Genomic DNA, 25,033 nt, shown 5'->3' on the forward strand with positions numbered 1-25,033 from the left:
AGGGCGAGAGTGGCTGTGTAACGTTACTGGACAGCGGATGAACGCTGGCTGCGTCAGCTAGATGGAAAATGGTAGCAAGCTTAGTGTATACAGCACATACAGTTTAAAACGTTGTATATTATCGCAGTTAAACGTTTGCAGCGTGGCGTACACGCCGTTGCTGCAGGAAGAGCCGGAGTCAGGTAGGGGATGTTATCTCACATAACAGCCCTGTACCTGATTCCGGCTCTTCCTCATTATAATTATAATTCCATTTTGCCAAAGGTTTTCACTCGCTCAGCTTTTTTATTAATATACCGGCACAGATAAATTCCTTCCGACCGCCAGTAACGTCACACAGCCGTCCCCGCCCGTGCCAGTAAAGCAGATGCCCCCTGCCTCCCCAGCGGCGTCCTAATTTACTAAACCCCCATTTATTGAAAGAAGCTTCCTACGATTTCGTTGACGAGCTTGCCGTCTGCTTTGCCTTTTACTTTTGGCATGAGAGACTTCATAATCTTTCCCTTATCTTTCGCTGTCGGGGATTCGATACCGAGTTCTTGCAGTGTAGCTTCCACGATTTCCCTGATTTCGGTTTCGTCCATCATCTTCGGAGCATACCCTTCCAGAACAGCCAGACGTTTGTTGCACTCGTCTATGATTTCCGTGCGGTCTGCAGGGGTCATCTCAAGTGTTTCTTTTGTCTGCTTTATTTCCTTTAGGATGACTTGCGTCTCTTCCTCTTCCGTCAGGTCGGAACGTTTGTCTATCGCTTTATTCTTAAGAGCAGCCAGCAGCATGGACAATGTCTCTTTCGTCTCCTTATCGCCCGCTTTCATAGCACGTACCATGTCACTTCTTACTTGTTCGATTTTACTCATATTATTTCCTCCGTTTTTAATTTTTCTGTCCCTATAAGATATAATAGTATACAAAGAACGTATTTTCAAGACGGTATCTCTTGAAACGGCAAGCATATTATTCTTATGCGGCATGTATGTTTTTCCTGCTTTTAACAGATAATACATTTATCTGCCAATCAAGATAAATGGAGGGAACATAAGGACATGAAAGCAACTGGAATAGTGAGAAGAATCGACGATCTGGGAAGAGTAGTGATTCCCAAAGAAATACGAAGGACTTTACGGATACGGGAAGGGGATCCGCTGGAGATATTTACGGACCGGGAAGGTGAGATTATCTTAAAAAAATATTCTCCGATAGGCGAGCTGTCTGCTTTCGCAAGGCAATATGCGGAAAGCCTTGCCCAGACGATGGGCTGCCTTGTGTGCGTAAGCGATATGGATCAGATTGTGGCATCAGCCGGAGGCGGGAAGAAAGATTTCCAGGACAAATATATCAGCAAGCAGCTGGAAAAAGCGCTGGAAGAAAGAAATCCGATTCTGGCGGCAGCCGGAGATAAGAAGTTCATGAAGACGATAAATGACCAGGACGATGAATATCATTATCAGGTAATCCACCCAATCGTATGTGAAGGCGACGTCATCGGCGGAGTCATCTTCCTGACGAAAGAGAGCAAAAAGAAGTTTTCAGAACTTGAACAGAAGATGGCTGCCTGCGCGGCAGGTTTTTTAGGCAGACAGATGGAACAATAATGGCATAAATCCGTAATCTGATTCATACCTTGTGATAGACGAGGAGGGATTAGATGGAGAGACGGATTCAGAAAGATTCAAAAGTCATGTGGGTGTTAAAGTCACTGCTTGCTTCTTATATCGTCACCGGAATTATGCTTCTGGTGCTGACTGTGCTGCTGTATAAGATGGACTTGAATGAAAAAGCGGTATCGGCCGGCATTGTGGCTATCTATGTCATGGCTACGCTTATCGGAGGCATCATTATCGGGAAGCTTGCAAGGGTGCGCAGGTTTGTGTGGGGACTTGGCCTGGGAATCGGATATTTTGCACTTCTGCTTCTGATTACGCTCGGAGTGTACCATACGCTGAACGGAAACGGTGCGAACCTCATAACGACGTTTATTCTCTGTGCCGGCGGGGGCATGGTGGGCGGAATGATTTCATAAAAAACAGCCGGAAAAATACTTCCAAAAACATATTGCTTATGTTATAATAACAAAAGTTAAGCAAACGTAAGGAGGATATTGACATGAAACATGTGAAGACATTGAATACACAGACTTTGAATAATACAGTTAAAAAAGGCGGATGCGGAGAATGCCAGACATCCTGCCAGTCAGCATGTAAGACATCCTGCACCGTAGGAAACCAGACGTGCGAACAGAAGAAATAATGAAACATCATACGGAATACTCGGGACAGCGGTCTTAAGGGTCGCTGTTTCTTGTTGTTTGAAAAAGGGGGATATACAGTTTGGTTCACCAGTATAAAAACAATGGATATAATATAGTCCTTGATGTGAACAGCGGGGCAGTACACGTAGTCGACGGGCTGTGCTACGATGTGATAGCAGAGCTTGAGGGGGCACCGGAAACCCAGACGGCAGAGCGCCTTAAGGCTCCAGATACGCTGGCGGGACTGAAGGAGAAGCTCAGCGGGGCATACGATGCGAAGGACATAGAAGAGGCGCTTGCGGATGTCGTGGAGCTGACGGAGGCGGGAAGGCTGTTTACGCCGGATACACATGAATGTCTGATTGAGGAAGTGAAGAAGAGGAAGACGGTCGTCAAGGCGCTCTGCCTGCATATTGCACACGACTGCAACCTCGCCTGCAAATACTGCTTCGCGGAAGAGGGAGAATATCACGGAAGACGCGCTCTTATGAGCTATGAAGTGGGCAGGAAGGCGCTGGATTTCCTCATAGCCAATTCCGGCAGCAGACATAATCTGGAGGTGGATTTCTTCGGCGGCGAGCCGCTCATGAACTGGCAGGTGGTGAAAGACCTTGTGGCTTACGGCCGCGGCCAGGAGAAGATACATGACAAGCGTTTTCGCTTTACCGTGACGACGAACGGTGTACTTTTAAATGACGAAATACAGGAATTTGTGAACAAAGAAATGGATAATGTTGTTCTAAGCCTGGATGGACGCAAGGAGGTCAATGATGAGATGCGCCCGTTCAGAAACGGGAAAGGCAGTTATGACCTGATTGTCCCGAAGTTCCAGAAACTGGCCAGGAGCAGAAACCAGGAAAAGTATTACATAAGAGGTACATTTACAAGAAATAACCTGGATTTTGCGGAGGATATCCTGCATTTCGCCGATCTGGGCTTCCGGCAGATGTCCATTGAGCCGGTCGTGGGAGAAGAGACGGACCCGTACGCGATCAGGGAAGAAGACATACCGGCAATCACGAGGGAATACGACAGGCTGGCACAGATTATGATTGACCGTGAAAAGCAAGGAAAAGGTTTTAATTTCTTTCATTTTATGATAGACTTAGACGGTGGACCGTGCGTGGCGAAACGCTTGTCAGGCTGCGGTTCCGGAACGGAATATCTGGCGGTGACCCCATGGGGGGACTTCTATCCGTGTCATCAGTTCGTAGGACAGGAAGAATTCCTGATGGGGAATGTAGAGGAAGGAATCGTCAGACCGGAGATTGCAGATGAATTCAGGAGCTGCAACGTATATTCCAAAGAAAAGTGTAAGAATTGTTTTGCAAAATTTTACTGCAGCGGCGGCTGTATGGCTAATGCCTATAATTTCCACGGTACGATCCACGATACGTATGAGGTTGGCTGTGAGATGCAGCGCAAACGTGTAGAGTGCGCGATTATGATGAAGGCGGCGCTGGCAGAGGAAGATTCGGAAGGATAAGAGAAAGGAAGTAGACCATGAAGAAGAGTAAAGGCATACTTAGTCTTGTCGTGACGGCGGCTCTCATAGCATTGCTCGCATTTACGACAGTGGCAGGATTCGGTAAGGGCAAGACCGGCTCTGCGGAAAATATTAAGCTCGGCCTTGATTTGGCGGGCGGGGTCAGCATCACCTATCAGGTAAAAGACAAGAACCCGTCAGAGGAAGAGATGCGGGATACGATCTACAAGCTTCAAAAGCGTGTGGAACAGTACAGTACGGAGGCGAACGTATATCAGGAAGGTGACGACAGGATTAATATCGAGATTCCTGGTGTAAGCGATGCAAATACTATCCTGGATGAACTAGGAAAACCAGGTTCCCTGGAGTTTCAGACGCAGGACGGTGAGACGGTCATAACTGGTTCTGATGTAAAGACTGCTAGCGCCCGCGCCGGCGAAGACGATATGGGCAATAAGGAATACAGCGTCGAGCTTGACCTGAACGAGGAAGGGACGAAGAAATTTGCCGAAGCGACAGAGGCGAACGTAGGCAAGCCTATCTCTATCATCTATGACGGTGAGACGATCAGCAGTCCGACGGTGCAGACGGCAATCACCGGGGGACAGGCATATATCACCGGTAATTTCAGCTATGAAGAGGCGGAGAACCTTGCGTCCACCATCCGTATCGGTGGACTGAAGCTGGAACTCACCGAGCTGCGTTCCAACGTGGTCGGCGCACAGCTTGGAGAGCAGGCAATCAGTACAAGCCTGAAAGCGGGTGCCATCGGCCTTGCTATCGTATTTATCTTTATGATATGCGTATACCTGCTGCCAGGTCTCGCATCCAGCCTTGCCCTCATAATCTATACAGGGCTCGTGCTCGTGATTCTGAATGCGTTCAATGTCACGCTGACTCTGCCGGGTATCGCAGGTATCATCCTCAGCATCGGTATGGCAGTGGATGCCAATGTCATTATATTTGCCCGTGTGCGGGAAGAGATGTCCAAGGGCAAGAGCGTGCGCAATTCCCTTAAGACAGGATTCCAAAAGGCCATGTCTGCCATCGTGGACGGCAATGTGACGACGCTCATCGCCGCGGCGGTACTGTGGTTTAAGGGGTCAGGCTCCGTCAAGGGCTTTGCCCAGACGCTGGCCATCGGTATCATCGTATCCATGTTTACGGCGCTTGTCATTACACGGATGATCGTGTATGCATTTTATGCGGTAGGGCTCAGGAAAGAGAAGCTGTATTACCGTCCGAGGAAGGAAAGGAAACCCATTGATTTCCTCAGCAGGAAGAAATGGTTCTTTGCCCTGTCGCTGGCGGTCGTCATCCTTGGCTTCGTGTTCATGGGCGTAAATGGTTCAAAAGGAAAGGGAGCATTTGCATACAGCCTGGAGTTTGAAGGCGGGACGTCGACAAATGTTACATTTACCAAAGAATATACGATTGAAGAGATAGATAAAGAGATTGTACCTGTCGTGGAAGAAGTGACCGGGGATGCCAATGTCCAGACGCAGAAGGTTGCGGACACGAATCAGGTTATCATTAAGACGAAGACGCTCAGCCTGGATGCGCGTGAGGCGCTGAACAAGGCGCTTGCCGACAATTTTAAGGTGGACGAGTCGCTCATTACCGCAGAGAATATCAGCTCGACCATCAGTAATGAGATGAGGCAGGATGCCATCATGGCGGTTATCGTAGCCACGATATTCATGCTGATCTATATCTGGTTCAGATTCAAGGATATCCGTTTTGCGGCAAGCGCTGTCACCGCGCTTCTGCACGATGTGCTCGTAGTGCTGGCTTTCTATGCTGCGGCCAGGATTTCGGTCGGAAATACATTTATCGCGTGTATGCTTACGATTGTAGGTTACTCGATCAATGCCACCATCGTCATATTTGACCGTATCCGTGAGGAACTGAGGCTGAAGACGAAAGCGACAGAGCTTGCGGAGGTGGTGAACAAGAGCATCACGCAGACGTTGACCCGGAGCATCTACACTTCTCTCACCACATTTGTCATGGTGGCCGTGCTGTTCGTGATGGGCGTGAGTTCTATCCGTGAATTTGCGCTTCCACTCATGGTCGGCATCATATGCGGCGCTTATTCATCCGTATGCATCACCGGTGCGCTCTGGTATGTCATGCGGACAAAGCTTGGGAAGAAAACGACAAATACAAAGAAGAAATAAAAGAGCGGTACAGTATACCAGCCATGGCCATATTTATATGGCTGTGGCTGTTTACAGTGGAGGGAAAGAGGATGGAACAGTGGGTGCTGCTCAGAAAAGGAGCAGATTTTGAAGCTATCGGGAAAGAATTCGGAATCAGCCCGAGGCTGGCCTGCCTGATCAGAAATCGGGACGTGGTTGGAACGGAGGCCGTACGCCGGTATCTCAACGGGACGATTACCGATCTGTATGACGGAATGCTCATGAAGGATATGGACAAGGCGGTAGAAATACTTCGGGAGAAGATAGACGGGGGCAGAAAGATACGTATTATCGGAGATTATGACATAGACGGTGTGAGTGCCACGTATATCCTGCTGAAGGGCCTGGGAAGATCGGGTGCTGATGTAGACAGTGACATCCCGGACCGTATTAAAGATGGATATGGACTGAACATAGAACTGATTGAGAGAGCTTACAGAGATGGAATTGACACGATAGTGACGTGTGATAACGGCATCGCGGCCAGTGAGGAGATTGCCTATGGCAGACGCCTCGGCATGACGGTTATCGTGACGGACCATCATGAAGTGCCATATGAAGAAGAGGGCGGTGAGAAGCATCATTTGCTACCGCCTGCGGATGCGGTCGTGGATCCAAAGCAGCCGGGCTGCAGCTATCCGTTCAAGGGGCTGTGCGGGGCGGCAATCGCCTATAAGCTCATAGAAGCGCTGTATGAGGCCATAGGAAATGAAGCGGATGACCTGGATGACCTTCTGGAAAATGTGGCGGTTGCCACGGTTGGCGATGTGATGGAGCTGGAGGACGAAAACCGGATTCTCGTCAGGGAAGGGCTGGAACGGCTAAGAAGAACCGTCAATCCGGGTCTTAGCTCCCTGATCGACTGTACCGGGGTAGACAGAAGGAAGCTGAATACGTACCATATCGGCTTTGTCCTCGGACCATGCCTGAATGCAGGAGGGCGTCTGGATACGGCGAAGCGTGCCCTTGACCTGCTCTGTGCGAAGAACAAGAAGGAAGCGGATATGCTGGCGGGGGATCTGAAGGCGCTGAATGACAGCCGCAAGGAGATGACGGCCGCCGCGGTGGACCAGGCGGTACATATGATAGATACGACATCTCTCGGCAGAGACCGCGTGCTGGCCGTATATCTGCCGGACTGCCATGAAAGCCTGGCGGGAATCGTAGCCGGGCGCCTGCGGGAGCGCTACTGCCGTCCTGCCTTTGTCATGACGGATGCGGAGGATGGAGTAAAAGGTTCCGGCCGCTCTATAGAAGCCTACCATATGTATGAGGAGCTTGCCGCATGCAGAGAACTGCTGACGAAGTACGGAGGACATAAGCTGGCTGCGGGATTCTCTTTAAGGAGAGATGATGTGGATCGGTTCCGCACGATGTTGAATGAGAACTGTACGCTGGAGGAGAATGATATGAGGGAAAAGGTGGTTATCGATATGGAGCTGCCGTTTTCCTGTGTCACAGAGGATATTGTCAGAGAACTTAGATACCTGGAGCCTTATGGAAAGGGAAATACGAAGCCTGTATTTGCTGCCAGAAAGGTGGAACTGCTTGGGGGCCAGATATATGGGAGGAATAAGAATGTGCTGAAGATGCGCCTGCGAGACGGCCGGGGCAGTGAGGTTGAAGCGGTGTATTTCGGTGATATCAGCCGGCTGTGTGCCTATCTGGAGGAACACTATGGCAAAGCCGCGCTGAAGCAGTTCCTGAACCGGCAGTCGAGCGGGATTACATTGTCCGTCACGTATTATCCGGAAGTGAACGAGTACATGGGAAACCGTACGATGCAGATTGTTGTCACGCATTACCAGTAAGCTGTCTAAAGTGTATAGAATTGTTTGAAAATAACATAAACTAATGTTATACTGTTTTTGTATTTATGTGAGAGAATGGAGAGGGTGTCATGAAACCAATAGAAGAATATGTAAGAAGCATACCGGATTTTCCGGAGCAGGGTATCATCTTCAGAGATGTTACCAGCGTGCTCCAGGATGCGGACGGTCTGCATCTCGCGGTCGACCTGATGCAGGGCAAGCTGGACGGGGTGGATTTTGACGTAATCGTGGGGCCTGAGTCCAGAGGATTTATCTTCGGCGTCCCTATTGCATATAATCTGCATAAACCGTTCATCCCTATCAGGAAGAAAGGCAAGCTGCCATGTGAGACGGTCTCTATCCGGTATGATCTGGAATATGGAACTGCGGAGCTTGAGATGCACCGGGATGCAATCAAGGAAGGACAGAAGGTCGTCATCATAGACGATCTCATTGCCACAGGAGGAACGAACGAGGCGATGATAAAGCTCGTGGAAGGTCTGGGCGGTGAAGTGGTAAAGACGGTATTTCTAATGGAACTATCCGGTCTGGAAGGAAGAAAGCGGCTGAAGGGTTATGATGTGGAATCCGTGATAGCTTATCCGGGCAAATAGACAGATATAAATTATGAAGAGGAAGGAGGCGTTAATATGTCAGAGAAAACGATATATGAGTCTGAGAACCGGATCGCACCGGAATCGATCGCAGATGAAATCTCGAAAGGACTTGAGATTGTGGACGGGCATGCCGTGAAGGCTCCCGGAGACTATGAGAACCCGGACCAGCTTTATGACATGTTAATTGCCCGTATCCGGAAGTACCATCCTTCGACGGACGTATCCATGATAGAGAAGGCGTATGAGACGGCCCAGAAGGCGCACGGTGACCAGTGCCGCAAGTCCGGGGAGCCGTATATCGTCCATCCGCTCTGGGTGGCCATCATACTGGCGAATCTGGAGATGGACAAGGAGACGATTGCCGCAGGGATGCTCCATGATGTCGTGGAGGATACGTCTGTTTCGGAGGAAAGGATAAAAAAGGACTTCGGAGAGGAAGTTGCGCTTCTTGTGGACGGTGTTACCAAGCTGGGACGGCTGTCCTATTCTTCTGACAAGCTGGAAGTACAGGCGGAAAATCTGAGGAAGATGTTTCTTGCCATGGCGAAAGATATCCGTGTCATCATCATCAAGCTCGCCGACCGTCTGCACAATATGCGTACGCTGCAGTTTATGACACCGGCTAAGCAGAAGGAAAAGGCAAAGGAGACGATGGATATCTACGCCCCCATTGCCCAGAGGCTCGGTATCTCCAAGATTAAGACGGAGCTTGACGACCTGGCGCTTAAGTATTCTCAGCCGGAAGTATTCTTTGACCTGGTGAATCAGATCAATTCCAGGAAGACGGAGCGGGAGGAATTTGTACAGCAGATTGTAGATGAGGTGTCCACACATATGAAGAATGCCAACATCAAGGCGGATGTCAACGGCCGTGTCAAGCATTTCTTCAGCATATATAAGAAGATGGTGAACCAGGATAAGACGGTAGACCAGATATATGACCTGTTTGCCGTGCGGATCATCGTCGATTCTGTGAAGGACTGCTATGCCGCGCTTGGCGTGATACACGAAATGTACACGCCGATACCGGGGCGGTTCAAGGACTATATAGCGATGCCGAAGCCGAACATGTACCAGTCGCTCCACACGACGCTTATGAGCTCGGTCGGGCAGCCTTTCGAGATTCAGATACGTACCGAGGAGATGCATAAGACTGCAGAATACGGGATTGCAGCCCACTGGAAATATAAAGAGTCCAGCGATGGCAAAAAGAGCGTGCAGGCGCAGGAAGAAGAAAAGCTGAGCTGGCTCAGGCAGATTCTCGAATGGCAGAGAGATATGTCCGACAACCGGGAATTTTTAAATCTCCTCAAAGGCGATTTGGATCTGTTTGCCGAGGATGTGTACTGCTTTACCCCCCAGGGGGATGTGAAGAATCTTCCAAACGGTTCCACGCCCATAGATTTTGCTTATGCAATCCACAGCGCAGTCGGCAACAAGATGGTAGGAGCCCGCGTCAATGGGAAGCTCGTCAATATAGATTATAAGATACAGAACGGGGACAGGATAGAGATCTTGACCTCCCAGAATTCAAGAGGACCGAGCCGTGACTGGCTTGGTATAGTCAAGAGCACTCAGGCGAAGAATAAGATCAACCAGTGGTTCAAGAAGGAGTTCAAGGAGAGCAATATCGTCAAGGGCAAGGAGATGATTGCCTCCTACTGCAAGGCAAAAGCGATTACACAGAGTGATATCATGAACTCCAGATATATGGAGATCGTGCAGAAGAAATACGGCTTCAAAGACTGGGAATCTGTGCTGGCGGCTATCGGCCACGGAGGGCTGAAAGAAGGCCAGGTCGTGAACAGGCTCGTGGAAGAGTATGGCAAGGAGCACAAGCAGGAGATGACCGACGAGGTTGTTCTGGAGCGTGTGGCGGAAGCATCCAAGAATAAGGTGCATATCGCCAAATCAAAGAGCGGAATCGTAGTCAAAGGTATCGATGATATGGCAGTCCGTTTTTCCAGATGCTGCAACCCGGTGCCGGGTGATGAGATTGTAGGTTTTGTGACCCGCGGACGGGGTCTTTCCATCCACAGGACAGACTGCGTCAATATGATACATCTGACCGAAGGAGAACGGGCACGGCTCATAGATGCGGAGTGGGAAAGCGAAGTGGCGGAGCAGAACGGCGGACAGTATCTGGCGGAAATCAAGATGTATGCCCATGACCGGCAGGGGCTCCTCATGGAGATGTCCAAGATATTTACCGAGGCGACTGTCGATGTGAAGTCTATGAACGTTCGTACGAGCAAGCAGGGGACGGCCACGATTGAGGCAGGATTTATCGTACACGGAAGGGAAGAGCTGGATATGATGGTAAAGAAACTGCGCCAGCTCGAAGGAGTCATAGATATAGAGCGGACAACAGGCTAAATGAGAGAGGATTACATGAAAGTAGAAAAATTTGTTACAGGAATTATCAGCACCAATTGTTATCTGGCCATCAATGAAGAGACGAGACAGGCTGTCGTGATAGACCCGGCAGCCTGCCCGTCCTATCTGATGGGGCATATAAAAAGCGAGGGGCTTGAGATAGAGGCCATCCTTCTGACACACGGGCATTTCGATCACATTATGGGCCTTGACGGCTTTCTTCAGGAATTTCATGTGCCGGTATACGTACATAAAGATGACGAACAGCTCATGACGGATCCGGAACTGAACCAGTCCGTCGTCTACACGTCAGGCTATACGTTTGGCATGGGCACATATATTCAAGACGGGCAGGCGATCCAAGCGGCGGGATTCGAGTTCAAAGTGCTGCACACACCCGGTCATACACCCGGCGGCGTGTGCTACTATGCCGAGGTTGAAAAGATACTGTTCAGCGGAGACACGCTGTTCCAGAGCTCTGTCGGCAGGACGGACTTTCCGCTCGGCAGCATGTCAGATCTGGTAAGAGGAATCAAAGAAAAGCTGATGGTACTGCCGGATGAAGTGCTCGTATACCCGGGGCATATGGGCGAGACGACGATCGGTTACGAGAAAAGTAACAATCCATTTCTATAAAAAGGGGACGTAACACTTTTCAAAAGGGTTACGTCCCAAATTGCATTTCACCCTGTACCGGAATGCATTTTGCCCTGTACCTAAATGAGAGTGTGAGGTTTTTTATGATTGAGATTTTTTGCAGTGATGAACTGTATACATACAATGTGTATCATATCACGAAGGCGTTCTTTCCGGAAGAGAAGGTGCATCAGCATGTGGAAGCGGATCGCAAGGATGCGGTACGGGTCATGCTGCCGGATGGCACGGTTCTTGTGATGGGACGGGAGGAGCTGCCCCAGTCTGCGGATCGGCAGGCGCGGAAGCGTTATATAGACAGAGAGCTGTATAAGAGGCTTGAGCGCCTTACCGGGCGCTCCCTTGCGTGGGGGCTTCTGACCGGAGTGCGTCCGACGAAAATTGCCATGAAGAAGCTGGAAGAGGGAATGCACGAGGAAGAGTTCTTACGTTTCTTTATGGAGCAGTATTATGTGGACAGGGAGAAGGCGCGGCTTGCGTGGGAGATTGCAGGACGTGAGAAGGAGCTTCTTGGCAGGCTTGACTGTGTGGACGGGTACAGCCTGTATGTCGGCATTCCGTTCTGCCCGTCTGTCTGCACGTACTGTTCGTTCAGCTCCGGCCCGCTGGAAGCGTGGAAGGACAGGGTAGAGGACTATCTGGATGCCTTGATGGAAGAGCTGGCCTATATCGGCAGAGCGTCCGCCCATAAGAAGCTGAACACGATATATATCGGCGGAGGGACGCCGACTACGCTGACCGCACATCAGCTGGAACGGCTCCTGGACTGCATAGGCACGAACTTTTCCATGGATCATCTTCTGGAATATACGGTGGAGGCGGGACGCCCGGACAGCATCACGGCAGAGAAGCTCAACGTGCTGTCCCGGCATCATGTCACCCGCTTGTCCATCAATCCGCAGAGCATGCAGCAGAAGACGCTCGATCTCATAGGGCGGCGCCATACGGTGGAAGACGTTGTCAGGACTTATGAGATGGCAAGGACTGCTGGATTTGACAATATCAACATGGATCTCATAGCGGGCCTTCCGGGTGAGACCGCGGAAGATGTGTACGATACGCTCAAGCAGACAGAAGCTCTGGCACCGGACAGCCTGACAGTGCATTCTCTTGCCATCAAGCGGGCGGCGCTGATGGGGCAGGAGCAGAGTGCGCTCGGCTACGTGAAAGCGCTGGACAAAGATGCCGGGGATATGGCGGCAAATATGACACGGATGATCCGGGCTGCCGCTGAAAGCGCCCGTCGAATGAAGCTCAAGCCATATTATCTGTACCGTCAGAAGAATATTGCGGGCAATTTTGAAAATGTTGGCTATGCAAAGGTTGACAAAGCAGGAATATACAATATACTTATTATGGAGGAAAAACAATCCATTATCGCCGCAGGTGCAGGTGCATCCACGAAGATTGTACTGAGGGAGGCTGCCGGGCTGCCGGGCGTTAATAACGATAAGGAGACGAATCTGATACGCATCGAAAACGTCAAGGCAGTTGACGCCTATATCGCGCGTATCGGCGAGATGATAGAACGTAAAGGAGAATGGTTATGGCGTTAAAGAAAAAACCGGTTACAGGTATGAAGGACATGCTTCCCAAAGAAATGGAAATCAGGGATTATGTCATACAGCTGATTAAGGAGACGTATAAGACATATGGCTTTTCTTCCATGGAAACCCCCTGTGTGGAACATATAGAGAATCTGTGCAGCAAACAGGGCGGAGACAACGAGAAGCTAATCTTCAAGATATTAAAACGCGGGGAAAAGCTTAAGATAGAACAGGCAAATGAAGAAAATGATCTTGTGGACGGGGGCCTTCGTTATGATCTGACCGTACCACTTGCAAGATATTATGCAAATCATGCGAATGAACTGCCATCTCCGTTCAAGGCGATGCAGATTGGCAACGTATGGCGGGCCGACCGTCCCCAGAAAGGCCGTTTCCGCCAGTTCATGCAGTGCGATATCGACATTCTGGGAGAACAGAGTAATCTGGCTGAGATAGAGCTCATTCTGGCCACGACAGCGATGCTTGGTAAACTGGACCTTAAGAACTTTACCGTATGTATCAATGACAGGAACATACTGAAGGCAATGGCCGCATTCAGCGGGTTCAAAGAGGAAGACTATGATGAAGTCTTTATCATCCTGGATAAGATGGACAAGATTGGCAGCGAAGGAGTCTCCGCTGAACTTCAGGAGCTCGGCTATTCAAAAGAGAATGTGGACACTTATCTGAAGCTTTTTGATGAGGTATCACCGGATGTAGAGGGGATTGCTTACCTTCGGGAAAAGCTTGGCTCCTGTCTGCCCCAAGAGACCGCTGATGGCATGGAGCTTATCATTTCCAGCGTAGAAGCGGCAAAAGAGGCGGAATTTAAGATGAAGTTTGATCCGACTCTCGTAAGAGGACAGTCCTATTACACCGGCACTATCTTTGAAGTCACGATGGATGATTTTGGAGGATCCGTAGCCGGAGGCGGCAGATATGACAAGATGATTGGGAAGTTTACGGGGCAGGATACACCCGCCTGTGGGTTTTCCATAGGGTTCGAGCGCATCGTCATGCTCCTTTTGGAACATGGTTACGAAGCGCCGGGCAACAGAGCGCGGAAAGCTTATCTGCTGGAGAAGAAACTGTCCGGGGAAGGGATGCTCAAAGTGCTTAGCCTGGCCAGGACTGACCGGGAAGCGGGTTTTCAGGTCATGATAGCGAATATGAAGAAGAATAAGAAGTTTCAGAAAGAGCAGCTGGAGTCTGAGGGATACGCTGAAATCATCGAATGTTATTCCGATTCCATTGACAGCTTATAGTAGAGAAGAAGATAAGGAGATTATAGTATGGCAGAATCAATGCAGGGCATAAAAAGAACACACCGCTGCGGTGAGCTGTCCGCCGCCAATGCAGGACAGTCGGTCACAGTCATGGGATGGGTGCAGAAGAACCGTAACAAAGGAGGACTCGTATTTGTCGATGTCAGAGACCGTTCCGGTATTATACAGGTAGTATTTGAAGAGGGAAGCACAGACGCGGGCCTTATCGAGAAAGCGGCCAGGCTTCGCGCGGAATATGTAGTCGCAGTCGCCGGAAAGGTGGAAAAGCGTTCCGGCGCCGTAAATGAGAACCTTGCCACAGGTGATATCGAGATCATACCAGCCGAACTGCGCATCTTGTCCGAATCGGAGACGCCGCCGTTCCCGATTGAAGAAAATTCGAGAACGAAGGAAGAGGTACGACTGAAGTACCGTTACCTTGACTTGAGAAGGCCGGATCTTCAGCGGAATATGATGATGCGGAGCCAGGTTGCTACGCTGACCCGGCAGTTTCTGGCGGAAGAAGGCTTTCTGGAGATAGAAACGCCGGTACTTATAGGGAGTACGCCGGAAGGGGCCAGAGACTATCTCGTGCCGAGCCGTATCCACCAGGGACACTTTTATGCACTGCCCCAGTCTCCACAGCTTTTTAAGCAGCTGCTCATGTGCTCCGGGTATGACCGCTATTTCCAGATTGCTAGGTGCTTCCGGGATGAGGATCTGAGGGCAGACCGGCAGCCGGAGTTCACCCAGATTGATATGGAGCTTTCTTTTGTGGACGTGGATGATGTCATTGATGTAAATGAAAGGCTGCTTTCTAAGCTGTTCCGGGAAGTTCTCGGTGTGGAAGTCCCGCTTCCGATACCTCGGATGACGTGGCAGGAGGCCATGGACAGGTTCGGTTCTGACAAGCCGGATACCCGTTTTGGCATGGAGCTTACGGATGTGACGGATGTTGTGAAAGGCTGTGAGTTCGCCGTGTTCAAAGGCGCCATAGAAAATGGAGGTACGGTACGCGGAATCAATGCCAGAGGCCAGGGCAGCATGCCCCGCAAGAAGATTGACAAGCTTGTAAGCTATGCAAAAGAGTATGGTGCCAAAGGACTTGCCTATATAGCAATCCAGGAGGACGGAACCGTAAAATCTTCTTTTGCCAAGTTCATGAAAGAGGAGGAGATGACAAGTCTCGTAGAAGCTATGGGCGGAGAGAGCGGCGACCTGCTTCTCTTTGCTGCTGATAAGAATAAAGTGGTATGGGACGTGCTCGGCAGCCTGCGCCTGGAGCTGGCTCGTCAGATGGAACTTCTTGACAAGGGCGAATATAGGTTCCTCTGGGTGACGGAATTCCCACTGCTTGAGTGGAATGATGAGCAGGGACGTTATACGGCCATGCATCATCCATTTACGATGCCGATGGAGGAAGATCTGGGATACATTGACACAGATCCTGGAAGGGTCCGTGCCAAGGCTTATGATATCGTGCTGAATGGAAATGAAATCGGTGGCGGAAGCGTCAGGATTTATAACCAGGAAGTGCAGAACAAGATGTTCGAGGTGCTCGGTTTTACACCGGAAAAGGCACAAGAGCAGTTCGGCTTTCTGCTGGATGCGTTCAGATACGGAGTACCGCCCCATGCAGGACTTGCCTATGGGCTTGACCGCCTTGTCATGCTTATGGCTAAGGAGGACAGTATCCGTGACGTCATCGCATTTCCGAAGGTGAAGGATGCTTCTGATCTGATGACGGATGCTCCGACGGCTGTGGAAGAGAAGCAGCTTAAGGAACTTGGACTCACCGTAACTGTTGATGAGTAGCTTGCAGGTAGATGTATGGAGCTGAAACATTTAAAATATTTTGTGGAAATAGCGGAACAGAAAAGCATGCGTAAAGCAGCAGACCGGCTGTACGTGACACAGCCGAACCTTACGAGGGCGATGCAGAATCTGGAAGAAGAGATGGGCATGAGGCTGCTCGTGCGTTCCAACCATGGCGTGAGCCTTACGACGACCGGGGAAAGCCTGTATTATTATGCCCAGTCTGTCATCAACCAGCTGAATGAGATAGAGGCACTGAAGCTGAAGGACAAGGAATTCATGCAGAACAAGCTGTCCTTATCTGTCGGAAATATCATCCTGAAGGATGAGATTATGCTGAACTTCTATGAAAACCTTCAGACACGCCATGCCAACATCTCCATACACGAGACGTCCATTGAAAAAGTGCTGATCCACGTCGCCAAGCTGGAGGCAGAGATTGGTATCATAGCCGTGAATATGGAGCAGTACCCGGCGCTGAACAAGATATTGGAGATCAAAGGGCTTGAAGCCCATGAGATAGCATCCAGCCCGCTGTACGTGCACGTTGGCGGAAAGAGCCCGCTGTATGGAATGGACAGCATAGAACCGAGGGAACTGCTGCGGCATACGTACGTACATCTCCCCTATGACTACTTTTCCAACCTCAATGAGCTCATTACGCTTGGGGATATCAGAGTCATGGACTTTAAGCATACGATCGTCATAAATAATTATCACGCTATCGTCAATATGATCAAACGTACAGATGCGTTCATATTTGGCGGAAAATGGCAGATAGAAGAGCTGAAGAAGGGGCATATCGACAGCCTGCTGCTCAACAACTGTGATGTGGAGAAAAAGCTCATGTGGATTAAGCGGAAGAAGGAAATTCTTTCCATTCAGGCAAAGGAATTCCTGGATATCATTAAAGAAAACTACGCAGACTAGGCGGTTGCGTTTGCGATACGTTTTATTTATCACAGAGGAATGAGGAAGAAGCATTATCCAAAAGGTATTTCATTCGTTATAATATAGGCAGGTCAAAAAACTTGTTATTATTTGAGGAGGAAATACATATGCGGAAATTTGGAAAGAAAAAGTTATTGAGCCTGCTGACAGCAGCGGCGATAGTGGCAACGACGGTTGGGTCATTTGCAGTGTGGGATAAGATTTCAGATACTCAAACCGCGAGCGTAACGATTAACAAACCAATACAGACGACGGTATCAGACTTTAGTATTGGGGCCTCTGGAACGGAAACCGGAGATACGATGGTATATACGGGCTCAACCAAGGTTAATGTGGCCAATGTACCGGCAGGCAAAGACTTGAAATTAACGGCTGTGTTAGCAGATGATTCGACGGAGAAGACCGGAGTAACAGTGGGGATAGCAAAAGAAGCTGCTGATGCGACAACCGGTTCATATACTGACGCTGGAATAGCATCAGGAGAGCATACATATTCGGTGAAGGTTAGTGCTGACAGGGCGGATGCTGTTAACTGGGCCAGCAATAATGAAGTGAAGGTAACGGTTACCGCAGAGTTGGTTGACACTCCAGCAGCGCCATAAGAAGAATTAAGATAACAAGAATAAATGGAAGGAAAGATACCATCACGAGGTGGTATCTTTTCTTGCAGGTTTAGTCATATTATTTTATAGAAAAACTGAGGCATACACTTTATGAAAAAAGCATTGCTGTATTTAAAAAACTTAATATTTATTTTTATAGTGATAGCACTTTTTTCTTATATAATCTGTATGAAATTCTATCCGGATAAAATAAAGGAGTTAACAGGGTTTCAGACGTATGTCATCTTGACGGACAGTATGGAGCCAACAATTCCGGTAGGCTCCCTCGTTGTTGACAGAAGTTTTGATGAAGAGGATCAGCTTAATGAGAATACTATCATTTCTTTTAAAGTAAACCGTCTTGGTGATGATGTCATCTTCACCCATTATTTTAAAAAGAAGGAAGTAGATGAGAGCGGTAAGGAGCGGTATTACACACAGGCAGAGAATGCCGACCGCTATGATGATTATAAGACTTACCGGGAAGATATATTAGGAACTTACGTGTTACATATCCCCTATGCAGGGAAGGTGGTTCAGTTTCTTCAGAGTCCCTTTGCCCTGCTGGAGCTTGGGATTATACTTATCATACTGCTTATCCATCATCTGCTTTGGAATAAGTTCGACAAGGAAGAAAAGGCACAGATGGAGTTGCAGATGTCCGATAATGCTAATTATTCGGTACAAGATGAGCCTGTTCCGGTAATTGATCAGACAAATGAAATGCCGCGTGAAGAACTATCTGCCAAAACGGCAGAGGCAGACGCTAATACGGACAAAGTTGAAAAGGAAGCGTGTGTGGAAGCGGAAGAAGAAGTTCAGGAAGAACCGTATATCGCAGAGGACGTATTATTCGGCTATCGTACGACACCGTCATCCGGGGCTTTTGAAAATGGAGGTGCAGGATTCACGCTATCAGTCAGCGTACATGGTATCGTACGTCTTGACGTACATAAAAAGAAAAAAACAGCAAGACGGTAGAGGTCGTTACGCTTCGCAAAAAGAGCTTGAAGAAGATTAAGAGGATAATAAAGGATAGTACGCTTGTTATCCAGAATCTCCCGGAGACGCTTGATAATGGGTATTCTGTCGGGACAGGCAGCTTCTTCAACTTCCGTGGCCGGCAGGTGGCAGCCTGGAATATAAAGCATAATAATCTGAAGAAGATTAAGTTGAAAGACTACGGATATTATAAAAAGCATAAAAAAAATATGCAGTATGAAAATGACGTGCTGGATATTTTTAAGAAGATTAGAAATGTTTTGAAAGCGGAAGGCATAAAAATAAATCTTGATTCTGCGGAGATAAAAGCTGGAAAAAGGAGCTAGCAGGTGTCGGACAAGCGTCCGGCACCTGCGGCAGTATCATGTTTCTATATGATAAAAATAAAAAAAAATTATCCCAAGAAAAGTGTTGACAAATAGGAGAGTATATAGTATATTAATTATTGTTCTGAGGAACAAAAACACAACATATGCGACAGTGGCTCAGTTGGTAGAGTACGACCTTGCCAAGGTCGGGGTCGCGGGTTCGAACCCCGTCTGTCGCTTTGAAAATCTAATATTCGAAGTGCTTTTGCTGCTTTGCTTAAAAAGTACGATTGGAAATACAGTTGATGACAATAGGTACTGAAATAATAATCCAAGCATATTGGGAGATTATTTCGGTATCTATTTTAGTTTTAGGAATATTTGTCTTTCGTTCTGATTGTGGCGATGTTATACTGGATATATAGGGAGACACATAAATCATTCCAATTGTATCAGGAGGTGGATTATGAGTAATAAAGAACGCCAGATGCAGATATTAAAAGAGATACTGGTAGAAGATTTTGAAGCAAAGGAAGCCGGTATGCGCGGGGGCAGTACGTTGTTCGAAGTGACTTCTATCGAAGGAGTCGAGATTCCGGAAGGTCTTACTGTCATCGTTAATTATGATGATTGTGGAAAAGTGAGATGGGTTGGCCCGTCCGTCCCTCTCTACATGCCGAATGTCTCAGAGGAAATCGATGATATGCGCTTTATGGGGAACCTGAATGTATTTGTCATGAGGAAAAAGAAGGTACTTAAGCAAATACACAGATCTCTCGATGGGGAGGCATTTGCTAAGAGAGAAAACACATGCAGCCTGAGAGAACTACTGATATGTGAGTAGATGAAGCTGCAGAAATGACATTCTGGCTGGTGGCCGCTACATAGCATCAGAGCAGCTTACGATATGGCAGGTTCCGGATTGGGGATCTGCTTTTTTATTTAGGGCTCAATACAGCAATGGCGGGCTTCTGGAATATGTGACACTGGAAGTCGCATTTCAAATGTGGTATACTTTACATCATGACCTGATATAAGAACAGGAACTGCCATAGCCCCGGCGGCGTGGCAAACATGATTAGCAGTTATGAATTAAGGAAACGGACGGTGATAATATATGACAGAGAAGAGAACGGTCAAAGTAGCGCTCCTCGGGCTGGGAACAGTCGGAAGCGGGGTATACAAGTTAATTGAGAGACAGCAGAAAGAGATGGTGCACAAAGTTGGTGCGGATCTTCGCATCGAAAAGATTCTTGTACATAGTATAGGCAAGAAGAGGGATGGCGTGGATGCCTCTCTGCTGACCGACAGGTGGGAAGATATCATAGACGATAGCGAGATTGAGATTGTCATCGAAGTGATGGGCGGTATAGAGCCGGCCAGGACGATGATACTTGAGGCGCTTAATTCTGGTAAGAATGTTGTTACAGCCAACAAAGACCTTGTAGCCGAATATGGAAAAGAACTGCTGGACGCGGCTGAGAACAATGGGGTGGATTTTCTGTTTGAGGCTGCGGTTGCGGGAGGAATTCCGATTATCCGTCCTTTAAAACAGTGCCTTGCTTCTAATGAGATTGATGAAGTGATAGGAATCATAAACGGTACGACCAATTATATTTTGACGAAAATGTTCGAGGACGGCATGGACTTTGAAGAAGCGCTTGCAAAGGCGACGGAACTTGGGTATGCGGAAGCAGACCCCACGGCAGATATAGAAGGGCTCGACGCAGGGCGTAAGGTGGCTATCATGGCGTCCATCGCCTTTCATTCCAGGGTAGTATTCTCTGATGTATACACGGAGGGCATAACCGGCATTACGGCTAGAGATATCCAGTACGCGCGGGAATTCAAAAGTGTGATTAAACTGCTTGGTGTTGCGCATAATACAGAAGACGGCATAGAAGTTGGAGTCTATCCTATGCTGCTTCCAAAGGATCATCCGCTGGCATCGGTCAGGGAGTCTTTTAACGCGGTCTTTGTCCACGGTGACGCAGTCGATGATGCGATGTTCTATGGAAGAGGGGCAGGAGAGTTCCCGACGGCCAGCGCGGTCATGGGCGATGTCATAGACGTGGCGAGGGACATCCAGTACCACTGTACGGGCAGAATCAGCTGTACATGCTTCAGGACGACGCCCATCAAGAAGTTTGACGATGTGAAGAATAAATTTTTCCTCCGGATGCAGGTGGATAACAAGCCGGGAGTCCTGGCTGCGATTGCCAGCGTGTTCGGCGTCCACAAGGTAAGCATTTCTAAAGTAGTGCAGAAGATAATCAAGGATGGGGCGGCGGAGCTTGTCATAGTGACAGAAGCGGTGAAGGAATATCACATGAAGGATGCGCTCGAACACTTGAAGGATATGGAGACGACAAGGGAAATCAGCAGTATTATCCGGGAGTATTAGGAGTGACAGATTTGATATGGAAGAGTTAGTTAAACAGAATCCATTGGCCGCTGAACGAGTTGGCAGGCTGATAGCAAAATTTGCGGTTCCGGCAATCATAAGCATGCTTGTCAGTTCGCTTTATAATATAGTAGACCAGATATTTATCGGACAAGGGGTAGGCATGCTTGGAAATGCGGCGACGAATATTGCATTTCCGGTATCTATCATCTGTACAGCAACAGCGCTGCTGCTCGGCATCGGAAGCGCTTCTAATTATAATCTGGAGTCTGGTGCTGGAAATCCGGAACGTGCAGCCAGGATAGCAGGAACAGGCCTGTCCATGCTCGCGGTTAGCGGTGTGTTCATAGCTGTTATCGTGCTCGTATTCTTAGATCCGCTTCTGCATCTGTTTGGCGTCACGCCGGACGTGCTGCCGTATGCCCTGGATTATACAGGGATCACGGCGTTCGGTATCCCGTTTCTGGTGCTTACGACCGGTGGGAATCACCTCATCCGGGCGGACAGGAGTCCGACATATTCCATGACGTGTATGCTTACAGGTGCTATCATCAACACGATACTGGACCCTCTTTTTATCTTCGGATTCCACTGGGGAATCAAGGGAGCAGCCTGGGCGACGATTATCGGGCAGATTATCTCCGGAATTATGGTAATCGTCTATTTCACGAAAATCCGTCATATGGAGCTTACCGTTTCCATGATGCGGCCGAAGGGGACTTATCTCAAGGCTATCATGTCGCTGGGGATGGCGGCATGTATCAATCAGATTGCCATGGCTGCCGTACAGATTGTGATGAATAATACGCTGCGCCATTACGGGGCCTCCTCCGTGTATGGGACAGACATCCCGCTCGCGTGCGTAGGAGTCATATCCAAGGTCAACATGGTCTTTATGGCTATCTGCATCGGAATCTCCCAAGGGTGCCAGCCAATTTGGGGATTCAACTACGGCGCGGGTAATTTCGGGAGGGTCAAGGAAACGTATAAGAAAGCCGCGGTCCTCTCCCTGGCAGTAGGCATCCTGTTTTTTACGGCATTCCAGATATTTCCGAGACAGATAGTCAGCATATTTGGCAGCGGAAGTGAAGAATACTTCCATTTTGCGGAACGATATTTCCGCATCTTTATGCTGATGACGTTTATAAACGGCCTGCAGCCGATGTCATCTGGATTCTTTACGTCTATTGGGAAGGCGAAGCTTGGCATCGTGGTATCCCTTACGAGGCAGGTCATATTCCTGCTGCCGCTGATTGTGCTATTTCCACTGTTCATGGGAATTGATGGGGTCATGTATGCGGGGCCGATTGCAGATGCTGCGGCAGCAGCGGTGGCGATTGCATATGCGTACCGTGAACTGAAGAAGTTTAACCATTGCCCTGCGCAGGATAATGTGCTAGAATGAATAGGTAAAAATTAAATAAGAAAAGCAGAGTAGAGATATGTGCGTTAAGTGCCAGCCGGACGGGGAGTTGCCGGCAGGACGAAAAGCATGGAAGCTTGCGGTACATATCTCGCATCCCGCTGCTACACATAGACAGAAGATACCTGCTGTGCGTAGCTTTAAGGACAACTACTGCAAAGGAGGTATTTTTATGAAGAAAATCAAGTCACTGTTCACGGACTCCTTTCACGAGTTAAGAAGCTTAAAGACATTGGCTATGGCGGCCATGCTGCTTGCAATTGCGGTCGTGCTGGGGTTCTACACGCTGCAGCTTACCGATTACATCAAGATCGGCTTTGCGTACATCGCAAACGAGCTTGCCGGTATGATGTTCGGGCCGGCCGTGGGAGGCGTGGTGGGAGGTCTCGCGGATTTGGTAAAGTATCTGGTGAAGCCTACGGGGCCTTTCTTTCCGGGTTTCACTATCAGCGGACTGCTCGGCGGCATCATCTACGGGATTGTGCTCTACAAGAAGCCGCTCAGCATGAAGCGTATTATAGCGGCCAACGGACTGGTGACGCTGCTTATCAATCTGCTGTTGAATACGTATTGGCTTACACTGCTGTACGGCAATACGTTTGTTGCGCTTCTTCCGGCCAGGATTGTGAAGCAGATCATCATGCTTCCGATAGAAGTTATTCTGTTCTATGCGGTGGCAAAAGTGCTTTCCAGGGCGCATCTGTTTGCAGGTGCAGGCAGGGCCGCAAAGCTTTAGTCGGGTTTGAAGTATACGGACAGCAATGTCTGGCAAGTTGAGATACAGGGCAAGTGTTGCGGCAGACGCCGGACATTTGCCCTGTTGTATTTTGAGTGGATGAATAAGAGACTGAGATAAAGGAGGATAATAAGATGCCGGTCGGAGTGGTTGTGGACAGCTTATGTGTATTTGCGGGAGGGATAGCAGGAGCATGTCTCGGCAAGAGGCTTGATAAAAATCTGTGCAATACGCTGACGCTCGTATTTGGCGTGTGCAGCATGACATTGGGGATTACGAGCATCATAAAGATGGAACAGATGCCGGCTGTCATATTTGCTGTCATCCTCGGGACAGTCGCCGGGGAGCTGCTACGTCTGGAAGATCGCATTGCATTGGCGGCAGAGAAAGTGCAGGCGCCGGTTGCAAGAATCATGAAGACAGATACGGAGGACAGTAAAGATACATTCCTGGCCGAGTTCATCAGCATCCTCGTGCTGTTCTGCGCCAGCGGCACCGGGGTATTTGGGGCCCTTCAGTCGGGGATAACGGGAGACCATACTATCCTCATATCAAAGGCCATACTGGATTTGTTTACGGCGGCGATATTCGCCGCAAGCCTCGGGTTCATCGTCTCGCTCGTGGCAGTGCCACAGTTCGTCATATTAATCGTGCTGTATCTGTGTGCAGGTCTGATCATGCCCATGACAACGGACACGATGCTGGCAGACTTCACCGCCTGCGGAGGCATACTCATGCTGGCGACCGGCTTCCGGATAGCAGGGATCAAACGCTTTCCTATCGCCAACATGCTGCCGGCCATGGCACTTGCCATGCCGTTTTCGTGGATATGGACACAGATAATGTAAGCTGGAGCGGGTTTGGGACGGGGGAAAATTCAATTTCCCCCGTCCCAAACTCGCTTTTATGGTGTCCCCAAATGGCTTGACATTTTGCCGGAAGTATAGCATGCTATATATGAATACTGTCGTTATACTAAGGATAAGGGTGATGGCATGCAGGAACGATTACCGATAGGGTTTGTGTTTAAGCAGATTAATAATGTATATGAGAAGGAATTTAACAATTTACTACGGACGTTGGGCATCACAGCGTCCCAATGTGCGGTACTTGATTACCTGTTTTCCAGCAGGAAGGAAGAAGTGAACCAGAGGGATATCGAGAAAGCGCTCAGCCTGAAGAACCCTACGGTTACGGGGCTTTTGAAACGGCTGGATGAAAAAGGGTTCATCCTGATTGTGCCGAGCAATAAAGACAAGAGATGCAAGGTGGTATACCTGACGGAAAAGGCGTATGACATCCAACGCAGGATGGAGGCAGACCGGAAGAAGATAGATAAAAAGCTTACAATCGGCATGACGAAGAAAGAGATAGAAGCGCTTCAGAAGATGCTCGGGAAAGTGCTTTACAACATATCAGACCCGTAGGTGTTTCCAAAAGGGACAGGGCAAAGGTGAATTGGGGACGGAGGAAAATGAATTTTCCTCCGTCCCCAATTCACCTTTGCCCTGTCCCTTTTGCATAATCGGAGTTTGTTGAGAAAAGACTATCAATAAATAAATTACACTTGCTATATAAAAATAC

Annotated in this window: 23 protein-coding genes, 1 tRNA gene and 1 riboswitch; of the genes, 23 read left to right on the plus strand and 1 reads right to left on the minus strand. The window is 48.9% G+C overall.

Features of this window, described 5'->3' with window-relative positions; all coding sequences use genetic code 11:
• Nucleotides 1–413: 413 nt before the first annotated feature.
• Nucleotides 414–860, minus strand: a complete 447-nt coding sequence (locus tag HMPREF0980_RS02675) for a GatB/YqeY domain-containing protein (RefSeq protein WP_049728301.1) — start codon at nt 858–860, stop codon at nt 414–416.
• A gap of 186 nt (nt 861–1,046) precedes the next feature.
• Between HMPREF0980_RS02675 and spoVT the strand changes: the two genes are divergently transcribed.
• The 23 genes from spoVT to HMPREF0980_RS02790 all read left to right on the plus strand — a co-directional run bounded on the left by spoVT (nt 1,047) and on the right by HMPREF0980_RS02790 (nt 24,876).
• Entirely contained in the window at nt 1,047–1,595 is a 549-nt protein-coding gene (gene spoVT, locus HMPREF0980_RS02680) for a stage V sporulation protein T (RefSeq protein ID WP_040434715.1), read from the plus strand.
• Nucleotides 1,596–1,648: 53 nt separating this feature from the next.
• Nucleotides 1,649–2,023, plus strand: coding sequence for a TIGR04086 family membrane protein (locus tag HMPREF0980_RS02685; protein WP_049727589.1), 375 nt, complete (start codon nt 1,649–1,651; stop codon nt 2,021–2,023).
• 83 nt (nt 2,024–2,106) lie between these two features.
• Nucleotides 2,107–2,250 (plus strand): six-cysteine ranthipeptide SCIFF, encoded by a 144-nt coding sequence (gene scfA / locus HMPREF0980_RS02690; RefSeq protein ID WP_022318610.1) that lies wholly within the window; start codon nt 2,107–2,109, stop codon nt 2,248–2,250.
• An 80-nt stretch (nt 2,251–2,330) separates the two neighbouring features.
• A complete protein-coding gene (gene scfB / locus HMPREF0980_RS02695) occupies nt 2,331–3,737 on the plus strand; it encodes a thioether cross-link-forming SCIFF peptide maturase (RefSeq protein WP_049727590.1) in 1,407 nt (468 codons plus the stop codon).
• 17 nt (nt 3,738–3,754) lie between these two features.
• On the plus strand, nt 3,755–5,917 hold the full coding sequence (locus tag HMPREF0980_RS02700) for a protein translocase subunit SecDF (protein ID WP_049727591.1): 2,163 nt from the start codon (nt 3,755–3,757) through the stop codon (nt 5,915–5,917).
• A 71-nt stretch (nt 5,918–5,988) separates the two neighbouring features.
• Nucleotides 5,989–7,749 carry a single-stranded-DNA-specific exonuclease RecJ gene (recJ, locus tag HMPREF0980_RS02705; protein WP_049728302.1) on the plus strand — a complete coding sequence of 587 codons (1,761 nt, stop codon included), beginning with the start codon at nt 5,989–5,991 and terminating at the stop codon, nt 7,747–7,749.
• Nucleotides 7,750–7,838: 89 nt separating this feature from the next.
• Nucleotides 7,839–8,363, plus strand: a complete 525-nt coding sequence (locus HMPREF0980_RS02710) for an adenine phosphoribosyltransferase (protein WP_049727592.1) — start codon at nt 7,839–7,841, stop codon at nt 8,361–8,363.
• Nucleotides 8,364–8,399: 36 nt separating this feature from the next.
• Nucleotides 8,400–10,742 carry a RelA/SpoT family protein gene (locus tag HMPREF0980_RS02715; protein ID WP_049727593.1) on the plus strand — a complete coding sequence of 781 codons (2,343 nt, stop codon included), beginning with the start codon at nt 8,400–8,402 and terminating at the stop codon, nt 10,740–10,742.
• 15 nt (nt 10,743–10,757) lie between these two features.
• Complete coding sequence (locus HMPREF0980_RS02720; RefSeq protein ID WP_049728303.1) at nt 10,758–11,378, plus strand: MBL fold metallo-hydrolase; 621 nt, start codon at nt 10,758–10,760, stop codon at nt 11,376–11,378.
• Between the two features lie 104 nt (nt 11,379–11,482).
• On the plus strand, nt 11,483–12,952 hold the full coding sequence (hemZ, locus tag HMPREF0980_RS02725) for a coproporphyrinogen dehydrogenase HemZ (protein WP_049727594.1): 1,470 nt from the start codon (nt 11,483–11,485) through the stop codon (nt 12,950–12,952).
• A complete protein-coding gene (hisS, locus tag HMPREF0980_RS02730; protein ID WP_084002627.1) occupies nt 12,937–14,208 on the plus strand; it encodes a histidine--tRNA ligase in 1,272 nt (423 codons plus the stop codon). The genes hemZ and hisS overlap by 16 nt, the downstream gene beginning before the upstream one ends.
• Nucleotides 14,209–14,235: 27 nt before the next feature.
• Nucleotides 14,236–16,023, plus strand: a complete 1,788-nt coding sequence (gene aspS / locus HMPREF0980_RS02735) for an aspartate--tRNA ligase (RefSeq protein WP_049727596.1) — start codon at nt 14,236–14,238, stop codon at nt 16,021–16,023.
• A gap of 15 nt (nt 16,024–16,038) precedes the next feature.
• A complete protein-coding gene (locus HMPREF0980_RS02740; RefSeq protein ID WP_049727597.1) occupies nt 16,039–16,953 on the plus strand; it encodes a LysR family transcriptional regulator in 915 nt (304 codons plus the stop codon).
• Between the two features lie 128 nt (nt 16,954–17,081).
• Complete coding sequence (locus HMPREF0980_RS02745) at nt 17,082–17,576, plus strand: hypothetical protein (RefSeq protein WP_049727598.1); 495 nt, start codon at nt 17,082–17,084, stop codon at nt 17,574–17,576.
• Between the two features lie 258 nt (nt 17,577–17,834).
• The gene (locus HMPREF0980_RS02750) at nt 17,835–18,557 is read left to right on the plus strand and encodes a hypothetical protein (protein WP_147629771.1); all 723 of its coding nucleotides are present in this window, start codon (nt 17,835–17,837) and stop codon (nt 18,555–18,557) included.
• Nucleotides 18,558–18,583: 26 nt separating this feature from the next.
• Nucleotides 18,584–18,904, plus strand: coding sequence for a hypothetical protein (locus tag HMPREF0980_RS02755; protein ID WP_049727600.1), 321 nt, complete (start codon nt 18,584–18,586; stop codon nt 18,902–18,904).
• Nucleotides 18,905–19,052: 148 nt separating this feature from the next.
• Nucleotides 19,053–19,125: transfer RNA gene (locus HMPREF0980_RS02760), tRNA-Gly, on the plus strand.
• 227 nt (nt 19,126–19,352) lie between these two features.
• Nucleotides 19,353–19,730: a hypothetical protein gene (locus tag HMPREF0980_RS02765; RefSeq protein WP_049727601.1), complete on the plus strand. Its 378-nt coding sequence runs from the start codon at nt 19,353–19,355 to the stop codon at nt 19,728–19,730.
• A gap of 273 nt (nt 19,731–20,003) precedes the next feature.
• Nucleotides 20,004–21,290, plus strand: a complete 1,287-nt coding sequence (locus HMPREF0980_RS02770; protein WP_049727602.1) for a homoserine dehydrogenase — start codon at nt 20,004–20,006, stop codon at nt 21,288–21,290.
• Nucleotides 21,291–21,306: 16 nt separating this feature from the next.
• A complete protein-coding gene (locus tag HMPREF0980_RS02775) occupies nt 21,307–22,695 on the plus strand; it encodes an MATE family efflux transporter (RefSeq protein ID WP_049727603.1) in 1,389 nt (462 codons plus the stop codon).
• Nucleotides 22,696–22,718: 23 nt separating this feature from the next.
• Nucleotides 22,719–22,819, plus strand: a riboswitch (THF riboswitch).
• A gap of 66 nt (nt 22,820–22,885) precedes the next feature.
• Complete coding sequence (locus HMPREF0980_RS02780) at nt 22,886–23,449, plus strand: folate family ECF transporter S component (RefSeq protein WP_049727604.1); 564 nt, start codon at nt 22,886–22,888, stop codon at nt 23,447–23,449.
• A 134-nt stretch (nt 23,450–23,583) separates the two neighbouring features.
• Nucleotides 23,584–24,297 (plus strand): DUF554 domain-containing protein, encoded by a 714-nt coding sequence (locus HMPREF0980_RS02785; protein WP_049727605.1) that lies wholly within the window; start codon nt 23,584–23,586, stop codon nt 24,295–24,297.
• A 147-nt stretch (nt 24,298–24,444) separates the two neighbouring features.
• The gene (locus HMPREF0980_RS02790; RefSeq protein WP_049727606.1) at nt 24,445–24,876 is read left to right on the plus strand and encodes a MarR family winged helix-turn-helix transcriptional regulator; all 432 of its coding nucleotides are present in this window, start codon (nt 24,445–24,447) and stop codon (nt 24,874–24,876) included.
• Nucleotides 24,877–25,033 lie beyond the last annotated feature (157 nt).

Origin of the sequence: Dorea sp. D27, from assembly GCF_001185345.1 — a bacterium.
Classification (GTDB): domain Bacteria; phylum Bacillota; class Clostridia; order Lachnospirales; family Lachnospiraceae; genus Extibacter.

Excerpts from the sequence above, each read along its gene's own strand:
- HMPREF0980_RS02675 (WP_049728301.1), bottom strand. The coding sequence starts at position 860 with ATGAGTAAAATCGAACAAGTAAGAAGTGACATGGTACGTGCTATGAAA.
- spoVT (WP_040434715.1), top strand. The coding sequence starts at position 1,047 with ATGAAAGCAACTGGAATAGTGAGAAGAATCGACGATCTGGGAAGAGTA.
- HMPREF0980_RS02685 (WP_049727589.1), top strand. The coding sequence starts at position 1,649 with ATGGAGAGACGGATTCAGAAAGATTCAAAAGTCATGTGGGTGTTAAAG.
- scfA (WP_022318610.1), top strand. The coding sequence starts at position 2,107 with ATGAAACATGTGAAGACATTGAATACACAGACTTTGAATAATACAGTT.
- HMPREF0980_RS02700 (WP_049727591.1), top strand. The coding sequence starts at position 3,755 with ATGAAGAAGAGTAAAGGCATACTTAGTCTTGTCGTGACGGCGGCTCTC.
- recJ (WP_049728302.1), top strand. The coding sequence starts at position 5,989 with ATGGAACAGTGGGTGCTGCTCAGAAAAGGAGCAGATTTTGAAGCTATC.
- HMPREF0980_RS02710 (WP_049727592.1), top strand. The coding sequence starts at position 7,839 with ATGAAACCAATAGAAGAATATGTAAGAAGCATACCGGATTTTCCGGAG.
- HMPREF0980_RS02715 (WP_049727593.1), top strand. The coding sequence starts at position 8,400 with ATGTCAGAGAAAACGATATATGAGTCTGAGAACCGGATCGCACCGGAA.
- HMPREF0980_RS02720 (WP_049728303.1), top strand. The coding sequence starts at position 10,758 with ATGAAAGTAGAAAAATTTGTTACAGGAATTATCAGCACCAATTGTTAT.
- hemZ (WP_049727594.1), top strand. The coding sequence starts at position 11,483 with ATGATTGAGATTTTTTGCAGTGATGAACTGTATACATACAATGTGTAT.
- hisS (WP_084002627.1), top strand. The coding sequence starts at position 12,937 with ATGGTTATGGCGTTAAAGAAAAAACCGGTTACAGGTATGAAGGACATG.
- aspS (WP_049727596.1), top strand. The coding sequence starts at position 14,236 with ATGGCAGAATCAATGCAGGGCATAAAAAGAACACACCGCTGCGGTGAG.
- HMPREF0980_RS02740 (WP_049727597.1), top strand. The coding sequence starts at position 16,039 with ATGGAGCTGAAACATTTAAAATATTTTGTGGAAATAGCGGAACAGAAA.
- HMPREF0980_RS02745 (WP_049727598.1), top strand. The coding sequence starts at position 17,082 with ATGCGGAAATTTGGAAAGAAAAAGTTATTGAGCCTGCTGACAGCAGCG.
- HMPREF0980_RS02750 (WP_147629771.1), top strand. The coding sequence starts at position 17,835 with ATGGAGCCAACAATTCCGGTAGGCTCCCTCGTTGTTGACAGAAGTTTT.
- HMPREF0980_RS02765 (WP_049727601.1), top strand. The coding sequence starts at position 19,353 with ATGAGTAATAAAGAACGCCAGATGCAGATATTAAAAGAGATACTGGTA.
- HMPREF0980_RS02770 (WP_049727602.1), top strand. The coding sequence starts at position 20,004 with ATGACAGAGAAGAGAACGGTCAAAGTAGCGCTCCTCGGGCTGGGAACA.
- HMPREF0980_RS02775 (WP_049727603.1), top strand. The coding sequence starts at position 21,307 with ATGGAAGAGTTAGTTAAACAGAATCCATTGGCCGCTGAACGAGTTGGC.
- HMPREF0980_RS02780 (WP_049727604.1), top strand. The coding sequence starts at position 22,886 with ATGAAGAAAATCAAGTCACTGTTCACGGACTCCTTTCACGAGTTAAGA.
- HMPREF0980_RS02785 (WP_049727605.1), top strand. The coding sequence starts at position 23,584 with ATGCCGGTCGGAGTGGTTGTGGACAGCTTATGTGTATTTGCGGGAGGG.
- HMPREF0980_RS02790 (WP_049727606.1), top strand. The coding sequence starts at position 24,445 with ATGCAGGAACGATTACCGATAGGGTTTGTGTTTAAGCAGATTAATAAT.